This window comes from Paenibacillus paeoniae, from assembly GCF_003388735.1.
GTDB lineage: Bacteria > Bacillota > Bacilli > Paenibacillales > Paenibacillaceae > Pristimantibacillus > Pristimantibacillus paeoniae.
The window spans coordinates 15751-38424 of record NZ_QUBQ01000005.1 but is presented as its reverse complement, the minus strand read 5'-3'; the positions used below and the strand labels follow the sequence as shown (position 1 = coordinate 38424).

Sequence of the window (22674 nt, the reverse complement as noted above, 5' to 3'; positions counted from 1 at the left end):
CACTCCCTCATCACGGTAATTGACGTTGATAAGACAGGTTCCACGATTGCCAATGCTTCCGCTCTAGAGCTTCGCCTTCGTATCTCTTAAGGATATCCTCCAACTGCGTATATTTCGGATGCTTCGCCCATAGCTTCGCAAGCGCAGGTGCGGCATCGGCCGATAATGTATTCAAATAGTACATATCGATTTTCCCTGTCTCCTCGAACCGTGTACTATTATTGACGGCAATACGGGCATCAATGTTCGCGAAATTCATAATTACGTACGAAGTTATAGCCAGAGCAATATATATTTTCGCTAATGAGAACCTGGTATACCAGATTCGTACGAAAGCCACCGCCATGAGCACGCCAAGGAAAATCATAAATCCGTGCACAAGCAGTCGCATTTGCGTATAGCCATAAACTTCTTCATACAACGAGAGTCGGCTGTAAGCCGAGATAAGCATCACAAGCGTACTGCCCATCAAAATACTGAGCATGGCTTGGCGCAAACGCTCGAACAGTGCGCTGCCTTTGCCGATAAAATGAAGACCTACCAACAGGATACCGATATTGATCAGCGCGACAATCACCAGCTCCGTGAATCCTCTTCGCGCGTATTCGGCGTATGCTGTGCCCTCAGGCAGCAGCCCTTCCGCCGCTCCGAACAAGTAAGTGAACTGTATCACAGCGAACAAAACATATACCACGTTGACGCATACAAGCACCGTAGCTGCTGATATCGGATCGAACTTGTCCCTCTCCACGCCAGGGCGCAGCTTCGGATCACCGTCGGGAGTCAGCTCCGCTGAGCTGCTATCCGGGACTTTTCGCTTCTGGAACAGAAGACCCCACAAATAGCAAAAAACATAAATCGCTACACAGCATGCAAAGATAAACCTGTTCACGCCAATGCGGACAGAGCCGCCGGCGAATACAGAGCTGAGCTTATTCAGCCAAGCCATAAAGATGCCATCAGCCGAAGCCAGCAGCAGGACGACCACAAATAAAAGCGGAGCCGCCAGCAGTAAGCCGAAGCCGACTTTGCCTGCTACCGATCTCGCTTTGCTTGTATCCCTTCTGCTGTTCACCCAGTCCGCCATCGTATGAAATGGCGTAGTCAAATGCGCGAATGGGGTTACCAGCCATTGCTTGATATGCTCCAGGATAAACCTAGGGCGATGCCACGGCTGCGAGCCGCCGCGCGCGAGGAGCATCGTCTGGGCCACAATCAATATAAACAACACGATGGGATTCAGTGTCCGGAAGAGATCATTTGCGAATAGCACAAACGTGATGGAGAGCAGTGCAATCGGCGCAAACAGAAACCAACCCATTCTGGATTGACCTCTCCAGCGGTCGAACCCTCCCATTCTTCCTTTCATCGCATAGAAAAATAATAAGTAGAACAACGTGACGAATATCGGTACGGATACGCCTGCCGGACGTCCCACGAACAAATATTGCCCAAGCACGCCGAGAAGGATCGATAATAGCCACATGTTGTTGTATCGCCTCTGCCATGGCGCGGGATCTCTCATCGCCCATAACCTCCCTTTGTAATGAACTCCCTTTTATTGTAACCTATAAAATAAGAACAAAAAGTGCAACTTTCATATATAGAATTTCATATTTTGTAGCATAGCGGGTGTTCATGTGAAAATACGAAGACATTATTTCATATTAAGAGAATCCTATCCGCAATCGACCGATGGGCTTCCTTTCGAAGTGACGACAGCCGAACTTGCCGAGAAGCTCGATTGCACGCATCGCAACATGGTCCTTCTGCTGAAGCGAATGATACAGGAAGGGTGGATCGAATGGATAGCCAAGCGCGGCAGGGGCAATCGCTCCCTGCTTACCTTTGCGAAGCCGCTCGACTCCCTCATGCTGGAGGAAGCAGAAGAGCTGGCGGTCAGGGGCGATCTGCAATCGGCGCTGGAGCTGCTTCAACCACGAGGCGCAGCGGTGGTCGGGCGGTTCCAGCAATGGCTGTCGGGACAATTCGGCTTCCAGACCGTCCTGGAAGGCGAGCGGCGAACCGATACGCTGCGTTTCCCTATGCCTGGCACCATCGACAGCTTGGACCCTGCCCGTATTCATTATATCGGAGAATCCCATCTGGTGAACCAGCTCTTCGACGGACTGGTGCGGATGGATGTGAGGGGCGTCACCGTACTTCCGCACCTGGCTCACGCTTGGGAAACCAATGAAGCCCGGACAGAGTGGACCTTCTTTCTGCGCAAAGGCATCTTCTTCCACCATGGCCGTGAGATGACCTCTTCGGATGTGAAGTATACGCTAACCCGGCTGGCCCGGCTGGCGCCAAACGGACTGTACAGCTGGGTATACAACGGAATCGAACAGATGGATACGCCGGATGATTTGACAATCCGATTCCGGCTCAAGGCGCGTAACGAAGCGTTCCTTTCCTTCCTCTCCACCAACCGGGCTTCGATCGTGCCGGAAGAGCTATGCGAGCAGGTAGGGGAAGCGTTCGGGCAAGCGAGCGGAGCCGTGGTCGGGACCGGCCCTTTCAGACTGGCGGGCAGCAGCCACGGCATATGGATTCTGGAGGCCTTCTCCTCTTACTTCCAGGAACGGCCATTCCTCGATCGGGTAGAGGTATGGACGATGCCCGCTGGAGCGGACCGCAAGGAAGAAGATATGGAGGAGCTCCGACAGTTCCAGGTGATGCACAATGTGCGGATCGAAGGCATGGCTGGCGGCGAATGGGAGCAGGTTCGACAGTCCGGAACGACGTGCAAATTTCTGACTGTGAATGAGCTGAAGGACGGTCCGCTTGCCAATGCGGCATTCCGTTCAGTGCTTGATTATGCCATTCATCGGAAGGAGCTGCTAAGACGCTTGTCCGGTGATGTAATCGAGGAAGCAAGCAGCTTCTGGTCCCGACCGGCAGCGGATGACAGTCAAAGCGTCGATGATGCGGACTTCCAACATACTTGCAGCGCCATGCTCCGTGAATGCGGTTATGACGGAGAGCCGCTTACCCTAACGACCATCCCGCAATATGAGCATGACGCTGCTTTGATCCAAGAAATGCTGGGCAAGGCAGGCATTCATGTGCATATCCATCTCATTGCCGCCGAGCAATTCAAAGGCAAAGACCGAATGTCCGCTGATCTGCTTCTGTTCGCCATTATGCTAGATGAGCATCGCGAGCTGCGTCTGATCGATTTGTACAAAAGCATGATGCAGCATATGGACAAACGTACAAGCGATATTCTTGGGGATACATTGCAATGCATACTGGCGGAGCCGGATGCCGCTCGCAGATTTAGTCTGTTCATGAAGATTGAAGATGAGTTGATCAGACGGCAGTTCCTGATGTTCCTCTACCGCAAGCACTTAAAGACGGCATTCCACCCCTCCGTCCAGGGCATCACACTGGAATCACTGGGCTGGGTCAGATTTCGTGATCTGTGGTTCAGATAAACGCAACAATTTATAGGGGATGGACGTATTAGGAGTAGTTCGCGTCAAGACGCAACCGACAATCAGATTTGGAGGGATCGCAATGTTTGACTTCGGACCTGGTCCGTCAATGCCCGGCAGGGGCGGTGGATTCGATTTTATGTTCACAGCCGTACCCATCATCATTATCATTGGATTTATCATCGTATTCGGAGCCATTCTATACTCCGCGGTGAATCACTTCCGCAACGCGCGCGCCCCGCAGGAGAATACCTATGCGAGAGTCGTAACCAAACGAATGGAAGTCAAGAGCCACAACACTCATCAACATCATCACGAGAATCAGATTGGCCATACAACCTCGTCTTCCCGCACGTATTATTACATCACGCTGGAGTTCGATAACGGCACGCGCAAGGAATATCTCGATGTCAAAGGGTTGTATGGATTGGTCGTGGAAGGCGATGCGGGCTACGCCGCGATCAAAGGCGACTGGATCGTCGCCTTCGAACGGAGCGCAGGGTAGTCCTTCTAAAGCCAATCTATCTGATTCGCTTCTCCATACAGAGACTGGACTCACAGCCGATATACTCGCCGAATGGCGGTATCTCGGAGAAGCCCATCCTCTCATAGAACGCAATTGCCTCAACCTGCGGAGCGCCCGCTTCCAGCCTCATGATGGAGCAGCTAAGCTCGATGGCTTGCTGCTCCAGGTACTGATACAACTGACGGGCAACGCCATGTCTCCTCATCCGGGGATCTACATAGAAGCGTTTCAACTCCGCCGACTGCCCGTCCAGTTGCCTTAGTCCAGCACAGCCTACCGGTTCGCCGTCCCCATATGCGATGACGAATACCATCTCCTTCGTCTTCGGATCATCGAAATCAACGACGAAGATATCCTCTGGCGGATACAAACCCTCCAGATAACGGTCCAGTTCCCGAATCAGCACCGCAAGCTCGGGACTGCTCGCCGGCACTTTTTCAATGACAAGCTTCTCCATCGTCTAGTCCTCTCTCGGGTTCGACATCTGTTTCTCGAACCATTCCCATCCAAAGCCGACTTGCTCCGGTTTATGTGAATCAGAGCCGTATACGCATGAGATGCCCCGCTTCATGCATTCAGCCAAGAACCACTCTGGGACGTACGGCTTGCCGCAGGTCGCGACTCGCATTCCCGCCGTATTCACATCGACGCCTACTTTCGATTCCTCCAGCAATGGCAGCATCCTCTCCAGCCTGCTGCGAATCAGACTCTCATCAATCCGGGGCAGCTCCTGTTGGAACTTCTGGATCAGATTGATATGACCGATACGCTTGCGCATTGGGAATCTTGCCGCCCACTGGATGGCCGCTTCAACATGGTCATAATATTCATTCACCACTCGTTCCATCGACCCGTAATACGACAGCAGCTCAGCCTTGAAGTGCTCAGCCTTGAAGTCGAGACAGCGCATGCCGTCTCTGCCAGGCAAATAATGCACAGAGTAGACAACGTCCTCTAATTCATCCTGCCAGCTGTCCAGCATCCGTTCCGTATAATCGAGTCTTCCCGGCAAATAATCAAATTCCAGCCCCGTCGCAATCTCGATCTTGCCCTCGTATGCCCGCTTCATCTCTTGCACATAGGCCATATAGACCGGAAGCTCCTCCTCCGGCATCGCAAGCTCATCCCATATGTCATGATCCGCTATCCAATTAAGCGGCAGCGGAGGATGCTCACTAATTGTATATCGCTCGAATCCAAGCTCAATCGCTCTGTCCAGATACCGCTCCTGTGCTGCATCGCTGCCATGATAACAAAACTTGGTGTGTGTATGTCCATCCCACTTCAGCATACCTGTTATGACTCCTATCCTTCGCCCTGCTCCTATGCTCCTTTGCATACGGGTACGAGGCTTCCTTTTTAGATAGCGTATCATGTGACGGACTCGCCGTAAATATCGTTCAAAAGTCATAGGAGTCCCCATATTTTTTAACATTCCGATCATTCTTCCACATATTTGCTCGAAATAAAGGATTTTTTTGGTGATATGTCGAATAGGAGGAAGTTGAAGACGTAATGGAAAATGTAGGAGGAAAATCATGAAGTGGATGTCGAAGCGATTCACGTTCGTCGTTATCCCGGACGCGAATCAATCCGTCCAGCGCTACAGCGTGCCTGGACTTATCATCGTACTCATACCCGCCCTTATTATACTGCTGGCAATTTGCGCAGCGCTGTTCATCACATTATTTTCCGGAAAGGCCAGCACTCTCAAAGATGTGAAGCATCAGCTGTCCCTCTCCGAATCGGGTTATGAGGAGCAGCTTAAGGAACGGGAGGATCTCATTGCGGCGCTGGAGGCCGATGTGACCGCCCTGTCCGCACAAGCGAAACATGTAGAGAGTAGAATGTCCGAGATTACGGAGCTTGAGCTTCAGTTGAAGGAGATTGCGGGCATTCAGGAATCCGAAGTGCGGATATCTTCCGGCGTGACCATCGAAGAAGGCGGTCAAGGGGGAGAGGAGCTGCCACTGCCTGTCCAAGCGAACGATTCGCTGGCGGCGGAGACGCTCCAGGAGCTGTCCGCCATGTCCTCTCAGATGGATGAGCTGAAACCGAGCCTCGAAGCTACGAAGGAAGCGCTGCTGAAGCATCAACGCATATTGGACATTACGCCAACGATATGGCCGGCTGATTCTCGCAAAATCACCTCTACCTTCGGCGTGCGTCGAGATCCCTTTACTCGAAGGGCTGCCGTGCATTCCGGTCTGGATCTGGGAGGCGATCGGGGGGATCCCATCTATGCCGCCGCGGACGGCGTCGTGACCTTATCAGAGAGAACCTACCCTTATGGGAACAACATTATAATCAATCATGGGCGCAGCATAGAAACCCGTTATCTGCATCTGAACAAACGACTGGTCGAGGTAGGCGCAACTGTGAAGAAAGGCGATCTAATTGGCGAGCTAGGCAACACAGGCCGCAGCACGGGTCCCCATCTTCATTACGAGGTAATCGTGGGCGGCGAGCATGTCGACCCTATGCCTTATTTAAAAGAAGACAGAGAGGAAAAGTGACCATGTTCAAAAGCAACAAATCGGGAAGCGGAAAAATCAATCCGGATACGACGGATACGTTGATCGGTGAAGGAACCATCTTCGAGGGCAAAATTAAATCCGAAGCCAGTATCCGTATTGAAGGCACCATCATCGGAGACATTATGTCAAGCGGTGATGTCATTATCGGGGAGAATGGCGTTGCCAACTCCAACATGATCGCAAGGGATCTGGTGCTTGCCGGCCAGCTCAACGGCGACGTCGAAGCGAGAGGCAAACTGACGATCTGCGCCACCGGCGTCCTGAACGGCAACATAACGGCCCAGTCTCTTATTATTGAATCTGGCGGCATCTTTAACGGCAGCAGCAAGATGGCAGCAAGTCCAGCGCCTGCAGCGCAATCCCAGAAGGAACTGAAAGCAACTTCGTAATAAAAGAACCGAAACGGCCGTTCTTACGCCGCTCTTCGGTTCTTTTTTCCAGCTGTGGACAGCGGGAGATTTAACAAACTTTCATATCATCTTGACACTCTCTTCACACTCATCCGCTACACTGGTCCTAATCAGACATCCCTGATGAGGAGGAGTACGCGAATGAAGCTGTCCATCCAAAGTGCAATCCTTATGCTGCTGGCTGCCGCAACGCTATACGGCGCCTTGTCCAGTCCACCTGCGCCAGAACATACGCCTGTCACGGCGCTAGCCCTATCTACCTCTGCCCCGTCTGCTATTCATTTGGCTTCCACCCATGGATCGGCCTATCAACCGCTCCTTGAGCTCGTAGATCAATATGACGGTCAACTGACTTATAATCGAGAAACCGATACGATCGATCTAACTGTAAACGGCTCCCCCTTCTCTCTTCTGTTGGGGAGCGGCAGCGTGCTCCAGAACAGCTATGAATATCCCGGCGACTATTATACAGAGAATGGACTTATCTACATGAACGCAGACCAGTTCAAAAAGCTGGCTGCGTTCTCTATGTTCCATTCTTGACCATGCCATAGCGCTTCATCCATTTACCACCGTAATCGAGACTGCGAATCGGCATAAGCCCCACGTCCGCATCTCTTAACAATACAAAAAAGCCATGTCAACGCTGCGCTTAGCGGCAGTGACATGGCTATTATTTTAACTCTTTGGTTGTATCTATCGCACAGGCTTAAGGTTTACAACTGATCTGCATTCTTCAAGGCATGATCCCAGCTAGGAAAATAGAACAGCGCATTCCGCATTAACTCAGGATCACTCTGCTTCACCTGCTTCTTGCCCGTTGCTCCTCCGCTCGATTGCAGCTGCTTAATCCGGCGAACGACTTCGTCCGCGCCAAGTGTGAATTCCATCGGCTTCGCTCCTTTCCTATAGGATGCTCCCCACTCTCTAGTCTTTCATATCGAGAGCGATCTATACCTTTCGGAAAGCATTTTATGGAAGAAGCTAGAACTGGAAGTAGATGAAACCGCTTGACTCTCCCTTCATGAGCAAGATAAGCAAGATGACGGCGATAACCGCATAGACTGCTCCCCGTATGATGGAAGGCACATATAATTGCCATGCAAGCGACCATCTCTGGAATCGGGATACGACGATGGACTCCATAATATGGAGCAAATACAACCCCGCAATAACCGCCAGCAGAAGCAGATGCTGTTTCGAGAACTGTATGCCGTCCAGCATCGTCATTTTCCGCAGCAAATAGAGGGCATCCGACCAGCTGTTGGCACGGAAAAATACCCAGCCGACTACGGTCAAATGGAAAAACACAAAGATGGAAAAAACCTTGTACAGCCCGTTATTATGTATCTGCTTCCAGCCCAGACGAGCGATGCCCTTGGCGTACATGCGATGGCCTGCCGACAACAAGCCATGGTAAAAGCCCCATATGACGAAGGTCCAGGCAGCCCCATGCCAAATGCCGGATATCGTCATTGCGGCAATAAGGTTGGCATAGATACGCCAATTAGCTACGCGAGAGCCACCAAGCGGGATAAAGATATAATCGCGAATCCATTGTGATAGCGTAATATGCCATCTTCTCCAGAACTCGGCCGGATTCGCGCTGAGGTAAGGCGTTTTGAAGTTCAAATCAAGACGCAAGCCAAGCAGGAAGCCGATACCGACAGCCATCTCGCTGTAAGCTGAGAAGTCAAAATAAATCTGAAACGCAAACAAATAGGATGCAATCCAGGATTCAACCCCGCTAAGCGTCTGCGCTTTGGCAAAGTAGTCGTTCACATACGGTGCAATCTGCTCGACGATGACCACTTTCTTGAACAGTCCAAGCAGGATGAACGCCATACCCAGCTTCACGCGCGGCGCGCGAAATAGGATGGATCTAATATTGCGAAGCTGCGGAATAAAGTCGTTGCCCCGCAGTATAGGACCTGCTGCCGAATGAGCGAACAGGGAGATAAAGACCCAAAATTCAAATAACGAGCGGCTAGGCTTCAACTGCCCCCTATGTACATCGACGAGATACGCAATGAGTTGGAACGAATAGAAGGAAATGCCGATCGGCAGTGCGATCATCCGATCGTCAAATGCCGTTCCTTGCAGCGAGAAGGTCATCCCCAGCATGCTCTCGATATTCTCGAGGAGGAACATCGAATATTTGAAGAACAACAAGTTCCCCAGCACCACGGCCAGTCCCAACCCAAGCGCAAGCTTGCCTCTCGGTCCTTGTAGGCCCTTGGATATAAAGTATACAGATGCTACAATGGCGCCGAATAACAGGAAGTAACCTACTCCTGCATAAGCGTAGAATGCGGCATTCGCCAGCGCGAGAATCATCATTCTTCCACGTGGGAACGCATAATACAAACCAAAGACAACAACAAGGAACAGTAGGAATGTCGGTGAATTGAATAACATGATTAAGATTCCTTCCCTTTCCAGGTGTCCCAAATGATGCGGGCAAGCTGCTCATTGCCTTCTTTGGTCAGATGAACATGATCGGTAAATAAATTCGGCGCAATTCGATCCTGCAAAATGACATATTCCGCACCAAACTCCGATAAATAGGTATCGATTTTCTCCATATTGGCAATATAACCAGGATGCGTCACTTCCTGCTTGGAGAGCTCTCCGTTGCTTCCAGCCACAAATACGAACAGCCGCTTTCCTTGCTGATGCTCGGCTATCCGATTCATAAAGTAAACGCTCCAGTTGGCCTCCGACATATCGAACGGCTCCGGATTAAAGAAATTCAAATATTGTGGCGACGTAATCCATTTCTCGGAAAATTTCTTTTCATCCCAGGCGCGCGGGTCGCCCATTAAGTCGCTTTTCTTGCCGCTTTGCTTAATTGATTCCTGGATCACGGTTTTATATTTGACAACCGGTATCCATTCCGAGACGGCGTCGATAGCGTTATGCTCGGTTTCCTTCCAGCCCGTCATATTCTTATAGCCGTTGGCTTCCAGATGCGGAAGCACCTTTTCGAACATGGCCGGATCTTGTTTTTTCAAATCATCCCCCAGCCAAAATACTTTCCGTACGCCCGAACCCCCCTGTACGAATGAAGAGTATGTAAGCCCGATCATAACGTTGTCCGTCTTGATACCATGCTCATCAAGCATCAGAAGCAGCGTGTATGCATCTCCTGCCATAATCGAAGGCGCGGACAGATTGAATACCGCCTCCAGCTTGTCGTCCTCGTCCGCTGTGGCAGCATCGGACAAATATCTGCCCAAGGAATGGTCTGAGCTTTCATTCGTGCCCCAGGCAACAGAGTTGCCGATCAGAATCGCATAATTGGTCAAGCCCTTATCCTTGATTTCGCGGGCCATCTCATCGACGACAATGCCCATTACCTTGGCGTCTTCCAGGAACATGTCATAATTCAACCTGTGCTTATACACGGTATCCAACTTAACCATATAACTTGCCGCAAACTGTGTCAGGATGAATAAAAGCAACGCAAATGCAATGCCATAGTACCCATATCTTGCTTTTCGAAGCTTGGAGTATGGTGCTTTCGCTCGTGCAGCCCGCTTAGCCGTCTGCGAAGAAATCTTTAATTCAGGATTCATAGTCGTACTACAAGCCTCTTTTCACCTAATGTTTGGATGTCGAATGATGTCACTATTATTTATACCACGCACAACAGCAATTGGATAGATGTGTTGTATGTTACCAGTAATGACGCTGCCTATATTATTTCAAACGCTGCATGTTGTGTATTTGTTGCTTTTTTCCTACTAATTTATTGAAAAATAGATAAAATAAAGGCACCCCTCCATTGGCGCTTGCCTTTGAAGAGATACCTTCATTTCTTATAGTATAAAAACGGCCTTATACCCTGGCAAACCCGATCTATCCAACGAGACTCCTCCCGTTCTTCCTCGAACGCACGACTTCCAGATATGCCCGTACGCCTGACACCATTGTCACGACGAAAAATGCGAGTGCCGTAAGCGGCAACAGCGACCATTCCAGAATGGATCTCTCCAGCAGGGTTTGCAGGCCGATAGCCAGCAGCCCGCCTATGAAAGCAGTCCCACCAATATGAATAAGCTTTCGTTGCAAACGCGCCGTCACAGCGCTCTTCACAACAAGCCAAGCCATCATCGGAAGGAGCTGCAGCGCATGAAAACCTAATCCATGGAACCATATCAAATTACCCTCTACACCGATGAACCTGCCGCCGTTGAGAGAGATACAGATGCCGCCTATAAAAGAAAGCATCACAGCGAACATGGCGTATCGAACGCTCAGCACAATACTTGGCTGCAACTGATAGGCTCTCTTCCGGAAAAACGCCGCCGCAAAGAACAAATAAAACACGGCCAGCAGCATAGCGACGATCCCGAAGCCATCCGCAATGGCTTGATCGAGGTCGGAGCCGTCGGTGACGAACCGAGGATTAACCCCGCGGACGTGCTGAACTGTCTCCGCAAAATAAGAAAATAGCGCTAGTGCTATATAAGACCAGCGAAAGAAAGCTATACTCTTCCGTCCCATTCCAGAGAACGGACTCACGGCTGCCGTCGAAAGCAGGAAGATGCCAAGAGCCACATTAAACGAAACGGCTTTAGCCATACCGGAACCCGGCGATTCGTCCGTGCCGAGCAGAAGAACGCCTATGCCACAAGCCAGCGCCAATACGATGCCCAGAAGTCCTGTGAGCAACATCCATTTTTCACCTTTATACCATAATGGCTGATCTGTCACCTTAACCATTCCTCCTGTAAAATCGGATAGCTCAACTTTACAGAAGGAACGGCAACAACGTTACAGTCGAAGGCTGTATTTTTACCTGCGACATTAGTAGATGGGAATGCAGGACCGAAGTCTCGCCGTCCGTAGTCCTACAGACAGAATTTGTCCATCGCCTCTATCATCTACAATAAGAAGTCCGCATGTGGAAGCGTGCAAGGCCATACGTTAAACTACAGATATAACCGATTCGAAAGGGGATAATAAGATGAACGGAATGTCCGGTAACCATAGCGGAGAAAACTCATGTGATTTCACAATCGAGGTCGTTGGAGAGGGTCACGTATCCGCAGCACCTGACCGCACCCTTATTACGCTTGGCGCCGCAACAGAGAACAAGGATGTACAGCCTGCACAGAGCGAGAATGCCGAAATCTCCACCGCTATTATTGAAGCGCTGACGGGTCTCGGCATTCCAAGATCGCACATACAGACCAAATCGTATACAGTTGAACCGCAATATGATTATGAAGATGGCAAGCAGGTGTTTCGCAACTACAAAGTGACCCACTTGCTGCTCATCACATTGGATGGCATAGCCGCAGCAGGCAAAGTTATCGATACCGCCGTCACAAGCGGGGCTAATCTGGTTGTCGATATTTCATTTGCTTCCTCCGAATCAGAGAAACATGAAGCGGAGGCGCTGGCCCTCGCTGTGCAGGATGCACAAGCGAAAGCCGCTAGCATCGCAGCCGCTCTAGGCGTCTCGATATCCGCCGTTCCTTGCAAAGTTCAGCAAATCGTCAGAGATAGTGAGTCGGTGCGCTACAAAAGCGCGCTTATGGCAAGCGACGCCTCTACGCCGATTGAGCCCGGTCAATTAACCTTCAAAGCAGCTGTGCGCGTCTGGTATCTGTTCGCTTGAGCATGATACAGCTTCATCGCGTCAAGCTCCGGATAGTCGGTTAAACGTCCTTCATACATTTTCTCCAATCGTGGATGTTCGTAAAAATGATGTGGAGTAACCAAAGCGGATGGGCGGGAATCCCATAGATTGAGGCCGCCTTTGCCTAACACTTCCGCCACAAACTCGGAGCAGAATCGCGCATGCTGGATCCCCAGTTCACGGTTCATCAAGACGCCGATCAGGCCAATCAAATTATAGGAATACAGCTCCTTATTCTGCTCGAACACTCTGATGGCAGCCCTAACGGCGTCCTTCTCTTTGTGCGTCACTTTGAGTCGCAGGACAATACATGATGTATGTTGGTAATAGCTATATGTTCCATGATACACATCCTCTTGAATAAAACCGGCGTTCAGCGGGTTGCGAGCCGTCTTGCGGCCAAAGCTGTACAGCTCGTTAAGCTCCGGATCAAGCGAGATGGAAGCATGGTTGTATGGAGCATTCGTAAAGGATTGAATTAGCCTCGAAAATGCCGTTCCTGTATTAGTCAGCAAAATATATAGATATGATGCACGCTTTGACGTTTTTTGCGGATGAGTTGTGTTCATCTTGCCAGCTGTCATATCCGTCACCTCTTCGTTCATAATGGCAGCCTGTCGAATATATATGACTTGGTACCAATATATCAACGAGCGGTTGGACGGAATAGTACCAACTATGTTTGGTACTGGTCGAGGGTATACTTGATCATTTGTAAATTTAAATGTTACCGCTCCTTCAAATTATGATAAAGACGAATTGAAAGGTAAGGTTTAAGCGATGATATTAAAAAAGAAAAGTACGATAATTTCACTGGCCTTGGTTTTGATCCTCGCAGCAGTATTTTACTATTATTTTGCCATTTATAATTCAGTTCGTGACATATCTATGGCCGGTTCTTATGAGTGGCACCCAACATCAAAAGCGTTGTTTTCAGGGGCTGATTTGGTTGTTATAGGAAAGCCAATTAAAGACATTGAGGATCGTGAAGTACTTTCAAAAGAGACTTCTACGGGGATTCTTATGTATATTGCCACTTCTACAGAAATTAAAGTTGAAAAAGTATTGAAGGGGCCGAAAGAGGATGCAGTTGATCTTAAAGTAATTGAGCCTGTCGGTTTAAGACAGACTTTTAAAGGTAAAGAAAGAATCGCTATTGAAGGATATACAGCCATGAAAAAAGATAGCCAATACTTAATATTTTTAAGTAAAAATACTTTTGGTCAGTACGGTGTCATTAATATGCAAGCTGGTAAATTTAATCTTGATGGAACTGATCCAAATGATAGTTCAGGCGAAGAGTCAATTAATAAACAAATAATTTTCACTGAACTGCAGACGGAGTTTTCTCAGGACTTAAAATAAGAGGGGAATATTCACCGCCTTTGCACATTATGCTGGAATGTATTATTTTCAACAAAAAAATGTTCGTAGCCCGATCCTATTTAACCGGGCTATGAACATTTTTTATTTTGATTCACTCATTTACTTCAGTGTATGCTTGCTGCTTATTTAAACACTTTCACGCGCTCTTCAAGCGGGCTGAATTGCTTCTCGCCTGCAGGAGCAACCGGCTTGCCAAAAGGCATCTGAGCAAGCAGCTTCCAGTTGGAAGGAATGTTCCATTCCGCTTTCACTGCGTCGTCAATAAGCGGATTGTAGTGTTGGAGAGACGCGCCAAAACCTTCAAGCTCCAGCGATGTCCAGATAACAAACTGAAGCATGCCGTTGGACTGATTCGACCATACCGGGAAGTTGTCCGCATAAGCAGCGAACTGGTTTTGCAACCCTTCCACAACCGCTTGATCCTCAAAGAACAACACCGTGCCGTAGCCTGCTCCGAATGCGTTCATCTTTTCTTGCGTAGGTCCGAATTGATCGGCCGGTACAATAGCCTTCAGCGTATTCGTTGTAATATCCCACACTTTTTTATGCTGATCGCCCAGCAGCACAACGACTCTTGCGCTTTGCGAATTAAATGATGATGGCGTATGCTTCACAGCATGATTGATTACTTCATGGATGCGCTCGTCCGATACGACCTGCTCATTGCTGATGCCATAAATAGAGCGTCTTCCCTCAACTGCCGCATAAAAGGTTGCTGCCGGCGTTTCCGCATTTTTATTTCCTGATCCAAATAAAGTGTCCATAATTCCCATTGTTCGTTCCCTCCATTAGTTGGTTCGTGTTGGTTTTTTCGATTTATGACGTATTCCTTATCCAATAACGCTTTATCTATGTGTAACGCGCCGACGACAGGCTTACGCTTCGCCGACAACGGTATATCTTTCGTTGAGATGCTGCGGATTTTCGATTTCATCCAGTATTGCGATGGCATAATCGGCATAGCTAATGTAGCTGTCGCCTGTGGAATTGACGAGCAGATGATCCTGACCGGATTCATATGCGCCCGTTCTTCTGCCTTCTGCATGGAAGAAAGCTGCAGGACTAAGGAATGTCCACGTCACATCTTGCTGATTCTGGAGAATTTCCAGGTTTCTGCCCTGATTTTGTGCAGTCGCAAGGTAAGCCGCTGGAAAATCAGGCGTATCAAACACACGGACCGACTTAGCCTCGTCTACGAACAGACTGCCTGCTCCGCCAACGACGAACAATCGCAGGGATGTGCCTCTCAGCGCATCGATTAGGACATTCCCTGCGTCAACATGTTGATGTTCCGCTCCAGGCGCTGCTCCGAACGCATTCACGATTACATCGAAGGAAGCCAGATCAGCCTGCTTCAAATCAAATACGTCCTTCTCCAGAACGACTGCATCTATTTCTTGAACACTTGCCTTATTGCGGACAATGGCTGTCACTTCATGGCCTCTGCCAAGAGCTTCTTGCGCGATCAGCTTGCCTGCTTTGCCGCCAGCTCCAACAATACCGACTTTCATATATCCATTCTCTCCTTTATCCGTCATATGAATTCAGATGCTGTAAGGAGTTGTACTCCAATCCCATTAGGGTCCGTCGTCCACCATACCGCTTCATGCTGCTCCAACTCGGCGCCAAGCCCTTTCAATCGAAGGATAGTTGCCTCCAGTTCTACTGCGTTTGGCACAATAATGGTGAAGTATTCAATACCTGTACCATTGGGCTTGACTGGCGGGGCACCAGCTCCAGCCCAAATGTTAAGTCCCATATGATGATGATAACGACCTGCCCCGATAAAGAGCGCGCCCATCTGACGCATCAGATCAGCCTCTACTTCGAAGCCTATCGCATCGCAATAAAATTGCTTTGACTTATGCAGATCAGCAACATGGAAGTGAACATGACCAATCACCGTACCATCTGGCAGTCCATTCCACTGACTTCCCTTGGCTTCTGCAAGCAAGCCCTCCCAATCAATCGGGTCGGTCGCCATCTTCACAAAGCCTTGGGCATCGTATTCCCATTGTTCCCTGGGGCGGTCACGATAAATCTCGATGCCATTCAAATCCGGGTCAGATATATAAAGGGCCTCGCTGACCAAATGATCCGCTTGGCCGATTTGCACGCCCTTATCCATCAACCTGCGTAGCGACAAACCAAGATCCTTCCTGGTCGGCAGCAAAATCGCAAAATGATACAGTCCGCTTGACGAGCGACGCGGGGTTATCGTAGCATTCGGCACTTCCTCCAGGACCAACAGCGTAGTTTTTCCATCAGCAGTCAGTTGTGCCTTGCCCTCTGTCCTCGACAGCAGTCGGAAACCAACAATATCTTCATAGAACGTAATAGAGCGTTCCAGATTGCTTACCTTCAGCTTGACCTCGCCTAAGCGCGTATTAGCATGAAGCTTATTGGCCATAAACGAGCTCACCACCTCTATTTTTGCTTGTTACTTACTATTTGTAATTAAGTATATAATCAATATAAACTTAAGTCAAGTAGATTGTTTGCTTCATATGCAAGCTGCCTCACACGACAAGGATCCAAGCAAATACCTCGCACGAAAAAAGGATCAGGAGATATAATTCCCCTGATCCAGTTAATGCAGTTATTTAATCATAAATGACTCATCGTTATCGCCGCTACTCCGCCGACTGTACAGACACCCAGCGACGTTCTTCCGCAGCCTGCATGACAGCTTCCATTACAGCCTGTACGTAATATCCGTCAGCAAAGGTAGGTGCATCAGTTGTCGCTTCTGCCGTGCCTTCCCTACGGTCTTTAATCCGGTCGATCCACTTCCATACCTCATTGCGATCCGTCAGCCGCCAAGGCCGGAAGCTCGACTCCGAGGACGGATCGTCTTCATTCCAAGCGGGGAGACCATCCTCCCGAAGATCTACAACCGTCTTGCCGCCCTCATGCAGTGTATAGGATAGAGAGGAGCCCAGATGGCTGACAGCAAATTCTATGATGCCCCGCTCGCCATTCAGACCAATGCGAATCGTCTGTCCCTTTGTCCCTTGATGCTCAATCCAGCTTGTGCGGAATGTATGTTGAGAGCCTTGTGAGGCACGTCCCAAGAAGATGACCGCGTCCGCAGCTGCATCCGAATTCACGTCCCGATGGGTGAAGCAGGCATCTGCACTAACTTCGGCTAAGCCGTCTCCAGTCATGTATTTCGCCAAATCAATCAGATGGGAGCCTAAGTCAGCCAATACGCCGCCTATGCCGCCCTTCGCTATAGAGCCTCTCCATCCAGGAGGACCGGCAACGCCATAGTCGCCCGTATATTCGAAGTGGCCGGATTGCAGCTCCCCTATGACACCATCCTCCATCATCGCCTTCATTCGGAGCACGCCCGGGTGCTCCCGATACGTAAAGTTAACGCCATGTATAATGCCGCTTCTCTCCGCAGTTTGCACCATCTGCGCCGCTTCCTTGAGATTAAGCGCCAATGGCTTCTCGCTCATAACATGAATGCCGCGATTCATCGCAGCCTCCGCAATCGTGATATGCACATCGTTCGGCGTGATGATACATACGCCATCCAGCTCGGCCTTCTCCAGCATTTCCTCGTATGAGAGGAATACATGCGGAATGCCATATTGTTCAGCCATCCGCCTGGCGCTCCCGCCGCCTTCGCTGCATATTGCATAAATTTCTGCATTAGGATGTCTCTGAATGACTGGCAAATACCACAGATCCGCAAACCAGCTTGCTCCGACCAATCCAATTCTCACTCGCCGCTGTTCAGCCAATCGCAACGCCTCCCTGCTTGATGTTGTCTTGCGTCAATGCTCGCGCGAACGACAGGGCTACTCTACGTGATTCGTCTTTCCTAAGCCCGACTCGCGTCTTGTCTCTATTGTAGTATAGGCTGCGCCAGGTTGCACGGAAATGCCTGAACCGGATACTTTTTGTACAATAATGACTTTGTAGAGAAGAAGCAATCCCAGAGCAATGCTCAGTACGGTCATAGCGATGACACCTGCGATCACAGCCGCTTGAATTGATCCCCACTCTGCCCATAAGCCAAGTGCGACCGTTGTAATCATAATCCCTATCGCTTCGATAAACCCGTTCATGCTTCCGAATCTCCCCATCATGTCCACCGGGACGTTGTTTTGATAAAATGTCGCAAATCCAGCATTGGCGAAAGCTAGAAAAAACGCGAGGACAAAAAATCCGACCGCTGCAGCCCCATACGCGGAAGAGGTAGCATACAACAGATAACCCGCGCTTACGCCCAGCACGCCAAACCCTACTAGTCTCCCTATCGGTACTTTGCCTGCCACTACCGTATTGACGACAGCGCCAGCGATAATTCCCACTCCGGAGATACTCACCAGCAAGCCATAACTGCTTTCAGACAATCCAAGCACCGTCAAGGCAAAAGCCACCTCCAGCGAATCGATGGCCGAAGCCATCACCATCATAATGGATCCGAACAATAGGCAGACGGCTGTTATAAAGATTTGCGTACGATAAAATCGGAATACCGTTCCCCAATCCGCCTTGATCATGGACCACTCCAGCTTGGGGCTGCCTTCTTCGGCCAATACGGCGTCCCTCTCCAAATTCGGCATCAACAGCGTAATCAGTCCCGACACGAACATGGCTGCCGCGTTGATATAGATCGCCATCACCGGAGAGCCGATGAGAAACAGCAGTCCGGCAATTGCAGGTCCGATCAAGAAGGCGCCGGAGCCGATCAGGGCGTTGAGCGAATTAAAGCGGGGCCTTTGATCCGGCGGAATGAGCAGCGTAATATAGGTGCCGGAGGCTGGTCCGAACACGGAACTCGCCATCTGGATCAAGAACACCACGGCATAGATATACCAAATAGACGAAAAAAGAGGCAAAAGCACGATCAGCGCCGCCCGAACCACATCCAATACCACCATCAGGCTGCGCTTGTTCGTCCGATCAATGAGACTGCCCGCCCACAGATTGCTTGCCAGCGTAGATAACGGGCGGATCAGATAGAGAACCGACACCGCCAAAGCGGATTGGGTCATATTGTACACAATCAGATTCAGCGCGATAAAATAAATCCATCCCCCTACATTCGATAATCCGATTCCGAATAGGAGAATAGACGGATACTTCCACTTCTCCAACCAAGCTTTTTTCATAGTAGCGGCTCCCTTCCATCCTCAATGATCAAAAAAATCCCACCCCCAAGACTTAAAGTCTTGGGGGCGAGATTGATCATCGCGGTGCCACCCCATATTCGCCAGCCTGTCGCCAAGCGGACCTCTTCAAGTACGGCATGAGACATGCTTATACTCTAGCCCTGTAACGGGAGCACCCGTCACACCATCCCGGGACTGATCGCACCCGTTCCAATGTGCCGCTCGGAGGCTTGGTTCAACCCTATATCCGATGACTCCTTTTCAGCAGGCGGAGCTCTCTGTACATGGACATGCAGGCTTACTCTTCTCGTCATTGCATTTGTGATACTTTACCAGATCACTCTGTCAGTTGTAAACCACTTTGCTGCAAAAAAAGATAGAGCCGCTATCAGATACGCAGTCGCGTAGCTTGAATCATGCCTCTCGCCGCCTTAGGCGCCAATCTTGCCAGGGCTGGCAGCGCACGGGATAGGATCACCGAGCTGAGTAAAGACTCTGTGAGCCTTCCCCAGCGCAAAGGCTTGCTGAATTCCCGCATAATGGCCTCCCTGTATTCGCATTCCCAGTCCCCGAGTGAGAGCTCGCCCCGCAAGTAACGACTGGCGTAGAGCGAGCAAAGCTCTGCGGAGCGGAGCGCCATCGACATGCCGTCACCGCATAAAGGCGGGATGCGGCAGATGGCATCTCCGATAAGCGGAATGCCATTCCACGCCACGGGCTGCATGCTGATCCGGACAGGAGATACAGCCGATGCTGTGGCGGGCATCGCATGAAGCGCCGCCATCCTCTCATGCAGCTTAGGATGGCGGCAAGCCGCTTCCTCCATCATCCCTGCAACGGAGCGGTGCTTCGAAGGAATATCGTCACGATCAAGCAGGGCTGCGACATTCACCTTCCCGTCCTCCACCTGGTTGACTCCCGCATACCCCCCGCGAAAGAAATACAGCTCCACCGCGCTGTTCTCCTGTACACAGTCCGGAGCGAAGTCTTTCATCTCGTAATGCATCTTCACACCGACATAGTCAGGCGTCCGGGAAGATGAACGTAAGCGCCCCTGTCGAGCAGCCTTGACGTCCCCCTCATGCCTCTGAGAATGAGACCAATGTCGATCGTCTGGCTGTTGTCGATCATCAGGCTCCTTCCGCCCCTTCACTCCTCCTGCTGCCAGTCCTGCTCCGCCCCAAGCTGCGATCACCGCGCGTGCCCGTAATACTTCCGTGTGTCCCTCGCTTCGCAAGGTAATCGTATAGTCACGATCCTCCATATTCACCGAGATAACTGTAGCTCCCTCCCGAATGCTTGCACCCGCCGCCGCAGCAGCTTGGTGGAAGGAAGCATCCAGCCTATAGCGGCTAATGCCAAGCGCCGTTCCCGGAAGCGGGAGCCTGATAACGCCTCCGCTCTCCAGGTACAAGCTCGTACTGCTGATTACGCTCGGCGATAATGATTGCACGGCTTCCAGCAGCCCAAGCCGGGATAACGTCGCCAAGGATTCAGGCGACAGAAACTCTCCGCATACCTTATGTCTGGGGAAGCGTTGCCGATCCAGTACGACCGTACGCCAGCCTTGCTCAGCAAGCGACTTCGCTGCCACGCTCCCCGCTATACCCCCACCGAGCACAACGACATCATAGATCATAGTCATGTACCCTCACCTCGCATGGGGCATCTCTCCATCCTTACTGATCATGACCGCATATCGGAACAATGGCCGCCAGACATGCTGGAATTCCGTCGGAGTGAGCGACAATGCCTCTCTCAGCCTCCTCCAATCTTCTCCTCTGAATCCTTTGGCCACCGATAATGGCCCGTCATGCCGTATATAGGAATTGCGCGAGATGAGCCGGGTAGTCAGCCACACAGCCAGCCACGACAGAGGATGCCGATGAATGTCGTTAATGACAACGCCGATCCGGGATACTTGCAGCATTTGTCTCACTGCCCGCTCCAGATCCTCTCCTGTAAAATGATGCAGAAATTGCGTTCCCGTGACCACATCCGCAGATTCCGCATCCAGCTCGAACAGATCGCCTTGACTAACGCTGACACGCGATTCGTTCCAGAAGAATAGATTCGCCTCTTTTACCGCCTCTTCCGTCGTATCAACAAGCGTTACATTCAGCCGAATCCCTTCCTCCAGCGCCCATCGAAGAAGCTTTTGATTCACATCTCCCGAACCTGCTCCAACGTCCAGAATGGACAACTCCTTAGGGGAGCCCGCAGCCTTCCACAATCGTTTCACACCGTAGAGAGTGGGCGAAGCCGCGCCGAACAATCGATTCAGCCGCCGCAGATGGACCAGCGCTTCACGAAGCTCCGGTCCGCCCTGTGAGGTATCGTCCATATATTCAGGTCTCGACTCCCGATTCTGAAGAGCTTTAAGCATAGGCATCCGCCTCTGTGGCGTTATCTGTCCAACCTTCCGTATTTCTTGCTTGCATAGACGGAGAGTAGGCAATACGAATCATCTCCGCTGTCACCCCTGGACCGAAGGCCAGCGCAATGCCCTCCTTAAATCCGGCTCCATCCTCACGCAACAATCGCTTCATCTCGTTCAGGACAAATAGTATCGTAGCAGACGACATATTGCCGTACTCGCGCAATATCGTTCGGCTAGCCGAGGTCTGCTTGTCGCTCAGCCCAAACATGTCTTGCATAATATCGACAATGCCTCTGCCGCCCGGGTGAATCGCCCATAAGTCCGGCTTAGGCACACCATCCAGAAGAAAGTCGACTTCTGTGGGAACATGCTCCCCGATCAATCGGGGAATCGATGGGGATAGATAGAGATCGAACCCATGGTTGCCTACCTCCCAGATCATCTCCCCCGCACTGCCGGGCAGCAGCACCGATCTTTCCTCGCCTAGCAGGAATACATCCCGCTGGTTCTCGTCCGGCGTGCCTACCACGCAAGCGGAAGCCCCATCGCCGAAGAACGATGCCCCATAGAGCGCTTCCCTGTCACTGGATGGCTGAATATGAAGCGTGCACAGCTCCACGCATACGACCAAGGCTCGTGCATACGGCTGGCCCGCTACCAGCTTCTTGGACAGACAGACCGCCTTCAACCCCGCAGCGCAACCTAGAAAAGTAAGCGGCACCCGCGCTACAATGGGACGAAGCCCCAGCTCTCCCATTAGCGCAGCGTCTAGTCCCGGAAGAAACTGCCCCGTACAGCTGACCGTGATTAGATGGGTAATCTCATTCCCTTGTACGCCGCTGTCCGCCAGTGCCTTGCGTGCTGCCTCTGCCGCAAGCGGAACCGATGCCCGCTTATACACCGCCATGCGTCCGCTGGTTGACGGTACCTCTGTGTGCTTGTCCGCACTCGGAAAGTATCGGCAATTCGCAGCGGGCTCAAGCAAATTCGGCTCGCAGGTATAGCGGCTTTCTACACCGCACTGCCGAAATATCCGTTTGGCCCACCGGCTGGAATCGGAATATCCCGCGTCGGACAAGGCCTCCGTCAGCCTGCGGGACGTATCCTCCTGATCCATCCGATAGGGCGGAACAGCCGTTCCCAGCCCCAATATAGCAATGTCCATACTCTCATCATGCATTCTCATCCTTCTTTCCCCTCCTCATACCCGTCCATA

General features: G+C 50.9%; 23 protein-coding genes and 1 other annotated feature. Of the genes, 7 read left to right on the top strand and 16 right to left on the bottom strand.

All coding sequences use genetic code 11. The features are described from left to right. Positions 1-10: 10 nt before the first annotated feature. Positions 11-1525 (bottom strand): DUF4153 domain-containing protein, encoded by a 1515-nt coding sequence (locus DX130_RS20535; RefSeq protein ID WP_116048589.1) that lies wholly within the window; start codon positions 1523-1525, stop codon positions 11-13. Positions 1526-1640: 115 nt separating this feature from the next. On the opposite strand from DX130_RS20535, the gene DX130_RS20530 reads away from it, so the two are divergent. Continuing rightward, on the top strand, positions 1641-3440 hold the full coding sequence (locus tag DX130_RS20530; RefSeq protein WP_116048587.1) for an ABC transporter substrate-binding protein: 1800 nt from the start codon (positions 1641-1643) through the stop codon (positions 3438-3440). An 82-nt stretch (positions 3441-3522) separates the two neighbouring features. Next, positions 3523-3945: a DUF2500 domain-containing protein gene (locus DX130_RS20525; protein ID WP_116048585.1), complete on the top strand. Its 423-nt coding sequence runs from the start codon at positions 3523-3525 to the stop codon at positions 3943-3945. Positions 3946-3961: 16 nt separating this feature from the next. On the opposite strand, the gene DX130_RS20520 is transcribed toward DX130_RS20525, so the two are convergent. Beyond that, positions 3962-4423, bottom strand: a complete 462-nt coding sequence (locus DX130_RS20520) for a GNAT family N-acetyltransferase (protein ID WP_116048584.1) — start codon at positions 4421-4423, stop codon at positions 3962-3964. A gap of 3 nt (positions 4424-4426) precedes the next feature. Next, entirely contained in the window at positions 4427-5257 is an 831-nt protein-coding gene (hisJ, locus tag DX130_RS20515) for a histidinol-phosphatase HisJ (protein WP_116048582.1), read from the bottom strand. Positions 5258-5504: 247 nt separating this feature from the next. Between hisJ and DX130_RS20510 the strand changes: the two genes are divergently transcribed. From DX130_RS20510 to DX130_RS20500, 3 genes are all read left to right on the top strand, one after another. Continuing rightward, positions 5505-6482, top strand: a complete 978-nt coding sequence (locus DX130_RS20510) for a M23 family metallopeptidase (protein WP_116048580.1) — start codon at positions 5505-5507, stop codon at positions 6480-6482. A 2-nt stretch (positions 6483-6484) separates the two neighbouring features. Further along, entirely contained in the window at positions 6485-6892 is a 408-nt protein-coding gene (locus tag DX130_RS20505) for a bactofilin family protein (protein ID WP_116048579.1), read from the top strand. A 162-nt stretch (positions 6893-7054) separates the two neighbouring features. Further along, a complete protein-coding gene (locus tag DX130_RS20500) occupies positions 7055-7456 on the top strand; it encodes a hypothetical protein (protein WP_116048577.1) in 402 nt (133 codons plus the stop codon). A gap of 173 nt (positions 7457-7629) precedes the next feature. Here the strand turns inward: DX130_RS20500 and DX130_RS26570 are convergent, their stop codons facing one another. From DX130_RS26570 to DX130_RS20485, 4 genes are all read right to left on the bottom strand, one after another. Then, positions 7630-7803: a hypothetical protein gene (locus DX130_RS26570; RefSeq protein ID WP_165861384.1), complete on the bottom strand. Its 174-nt coding sequence runs from the start codon at positions 7801-7803 to the stop codon at positions 7630-7632. Between the two features lie 94 nt (positions 7804-7897). Then, on the bottom strand, positions 7898-9331 hold the full coding sequence (locus DX130_RS20495) for an MBOAT family O-acyltransferase (protein ID WP_116048576.1): 1434 nt from the start codon (positions 9329-9331) through the stop codon (positions 7898-7900). A gap of 2 nt (positions 9332-9333) precedes the next feature. Continuing rightward, positions 9334-10491 carry a hypothetical protein gene (locus tag DX130_RS20490; RefSeq protein ID WP_116048574.1) on the bottom strand — a complete coding sequence of 386 codons (1158 nt, stop codon included), beginning with the start codon at positions 10489-10491 and terminating at the stop codon, positions 9334-9336. A gap of 283 nt (positions 10492-10774) precedes the next feature. Continuing rightward, positions 10775-11632 carry a hypothetical protein gene (locus DX130_RS20485; protein WP_420818547.1) on the bottom strand — a complete coding sequence of 286 codons (858 nt, stop codon included), beginning with the start codon at positions 11630-11632 and terminating at the stop codon, positions 10775-10777. Between the two features lie 253 nt (positions 11633-11885). Between DX130_RS20485 and DX130_RS20480 the strand changes: the two genes are divergently transcribed. After that, a complete protein-coding gene (locus tag DX130_RS20480) occupies positions 11886-12542 on the top strand; it encodes an SIMPL domain-containing protein (protein WP_116048570.1) in 657 nt (218 codons plus the stop codon). Here DX130_RS20480 and DX130_RS20475 read toward each other — a convergent pair. Then, positions 12494-13147, bottom strand: coding sequence for a hypothetical protein (locus tag DX130_RS20475; RefSeq protein ID WP_240644620.1), 654 nt, complete (start codon positions 13145-13147; stop codon positions 12494-12496). The two genes, DX130_RS20480 and DX130_RS20475, sit on opposite strands and share 49 nt — an antisense overlap. A 196-nt stretch (positions 13148-13343) precedes the next feature. Here DX130_RS20475 and DX130_RS20470 point away from each other — a divergent pair, with 196 nt between their 5' ends. Beyond that, positions 13344-13928, top strand: coding sequence for a hypothetical protein (locus tag DX130_RS20470; protein ID WP_116048568.1), 585 nt, complete (start codon positions 13344-13346; stop codon positions 13926-13928). A gap of 143 nt (positions 13929-14071) precedes the next feature. On the opposite strand, the gene DX130_RS20465 is transcribed toward DX130_RS20470, so the two are convergent. From DX130_RS20465 to DX130_RS20430, 8 genes are all read right to left on the bottom strand, one after another. Next, entirely contained in the window at positions 14072-14722 is a 651-nt protein-coding gene (locus tag DX130_RS20465; RefSeq protein ID WP_116048567.1) for a nitroreductase family protein, read from the bottom strand. 102 nt (positions 14723-14824) lie between these two features. Then, positions 14825-15460 carry an NAD(P)-dependent oxidoreductase gene (locus tag DX130_RS20460; RefSeq protein WP_116048565.1) on the bottom strand — a complete coding sequence of 212 codons (636 nt, stop codon included), beginning with the start codon at positions 15458-15460 and terminating at the stop codon, positions 14825-14827. Positions 15461-15483: 23 nt separating this feature from the next. Further along, positions 15484-16359: a VOC family protein gene (locus DX130_RS20455; RefSeq protein ID WP_116048563.1), complete on the bottom strand. Its 876-nt coding sequence runs from the start codon at positions 16357-16359 to the stop codon at positions 15484-15486. 223 nt (positions 16360-16582) lie between these two features. Next, entirely contained in the window at positions 16583-17701 is a 1119-nt protein-coding gene (locus DX130_RS20450) for a Gfo/Idh/MocA family protein (RefSeq protein ID WP_165861383.1), read from the bottom strand. A 57-nt stretch (positions 17702-17758) separates the two neighbouring features. Then, positions 17759-19078, bottom strand: a complete 1320-nt coding sequence (locus DX130_RS20445; protein WP_116048559.1) for an MFS transporter — start codon at positions 19076-19078, stop codon at positions 17759-17761. A gap of 59 nt (positions 19079-19137) precedes the next feature. Beyond that, positions 19138-19401 (bottom strand) — a binding site (T-box leader). Positions 19402-19466: 65 nt separating this feature from the next. Further along, complete coding sequence (locus tag DX130_RS20440) at positions 19467-20723, bottom strand: NAD(P)/FAD-dependent oxidoreductase (RefSeq protein WP_116048558.1); 1257 nt, start codon at positions 20721-20723, stop codon at positions 19467-19469. A 6-nt stretch (positions 20724-20729) separates the two neighbouring features. Then, positions 20730-21470 carry a methyltransferase domain-containing protein gene (locus tag DX130_RS20435; protein ID WP_116048556.1) on the bottom strand — a complete coding sequence of 247 codons (741 nt, stop codon included), beginning with the start codon at positions 21468-21470 and terminating at the stop codon, positions 20730-20732. Then, on the bottom strand, positions 21457-22644 hold the full coding sequence (locus DX130_RS20430) for a type III polyketide synthase (RefSeq protein WP_116048554.1): 1188 nt from the start codon (positions 22642-22644) through the stop codon (positions 21457-21459). Before DX130_RS20430 ends, DX130_RS20435 begins: the two co-directional genes overlap by 14 nt. Between the last annotated feature and the right edge of the window lie 30 nt (positions 22645-22674).

Excerpts from the sequence above, each read along its gene's own strand:
- DX130_RS20535 (WP_116048589.1), bottom strand. The coding sequence starts at position 1,525 with ATGAGAGATCCCGCGCCATGGCAGAGGCGATACAACAACATGTGGCTA.
- DX130_RS20525 (WP_116048585.1), top strand. The coding sequence starts at position 3,523 with ATGTTTGACTTCGGACCTGGTCCGTCAATGCCCGGCAGGGGCGGTGGA.
- DX130_RS20520 (WP_116048584.1), bottom strand. The coding sequence starts at position 4,423 with ATGGAGAAGCTTGTCATTGAAAAAGTGCCGGCGAGCAGTCCCGAGCTT.
- hisJ (WP_116048582.1), bottom strand. The coding sequence starts at position 5,257 with ATGCTGAAGTGGGATGGACATACACACACCAAGTTTTGTTATCATGGC.
- DX130_RS20510 (WP_116048580.1), top strand. The coding sequence starts at position 5,505 with ATGAAGTGGATGTCGAAGCGATTCACGTTCGTCGTTATCCCGGACGCG.
- DX130_RS20505 (WP_116048579.1), top strand. The coding sequence starts at position 6,485 with ATGTTCAAAAGCAACAAATCGGGAAGCGGAAAAATCAATCCGGATACG.
- DX130_RS20500 (WP_116048577.1), top strand. The coding sequence starts at position 7,055 with ATGAAGCTGTCCATCCAAAGTGCAATCCTTATGCTGCTGGCTGCCGCA.
- DX130_RS26570 (WP_165861384.1), bottom strand. The coding sequence starts at position 7,803 with ATGGAATTCACACTTGGCGCGGACGAAGTCGTTCGCCGGATTAAGCAG.
- DX130_RS20495 (WP_116048576.1), bottom strand. The coding sequence starts at position 9,331 with ATGTTATTCAATTCACCGACATTCCTACTGTTCCTTGTTGTTGTCTTT.
- DX130_RS20490 (WP_116048574.1), bottom strand. The coding sequence starts at position 10,491 with ATGAATCCTGAATTAAAGATTTCTTCGCAGACGGCTAAGCGGGCTGCA.
- DX130_RS20480 (WP_116048570.1), top strand. The coding sequence starts at position 11,886 with ATGAACGGAATGTCCGGTAACCATAGCGGAGAAAACTCATGTGATTTC.
- DX130_RS20475 (WP_240644620.1), bottom strand. The coding sequence starts at position 13,147 with ATGACAGCTGGCAAGATGAACACAACTCATCCGCAAAAAACGTCAAAG.
- DX130_RS20470 (WP_116048568.1), top strand. The coding sequence starts at position 13,344 with ATGATATTAAAAAAGAAAAGTACGATAATTTCACTGGCCTTGGTTTTG.
- DX130_RS20465 (WP_116048567.1), bottom strand. The coding sequence starts at position 14,722 with ATGGGAATTATGGACACTTTATTTGGATCAGGAAATAAAAATGCGGAA.
- DX130_RS20460 (WP_116048565.1), bottom strand. The coding sequence starts at position 15,460 with ATGAAAGTCGGTATTGTTGGAGCTGGCGGCAAAGCAGGCAAGCTGATC.
- DX130_RS20455 (WP_116048563.1), bottom strand. The coding sequence starts at position 16,359 with ATGGCCAATAAGCTTCATGCTAATACGCGCTTAGGCGAGGTCAAGCTG.
- DX130_RS20445 (WP_116048559.1), bottom strand. The coding sequence starts at position 19,078 with ATGAAAAAAGCTTGGTTGGAGAAGTGGAAGTATCCGTCTATTCTCCTA.
- DX130_RS20440 (WP_116048558.1), bottom strand. The coding sequence starts at position 20,723 with ATGACTATGATCTATGATGTCGTTGTGCTCGGTGGGGGTATAGCGGGG.
- DX130_RS20435 (WP_116048556.1), bottom strand. The coding sequence starts at position 21,470 with ATGCCTATGCTTAAAGCTCTTCAGAATCGGGAGTCGAGACCTGAATAT.
- DX130_RS20430 (WP_116048554.1), bottom strand. The coding sequence starts at position 22,644 with ATGAGAATGCATGATGAGAGTATGGACATTGCTATATTGGGGCTGGGA.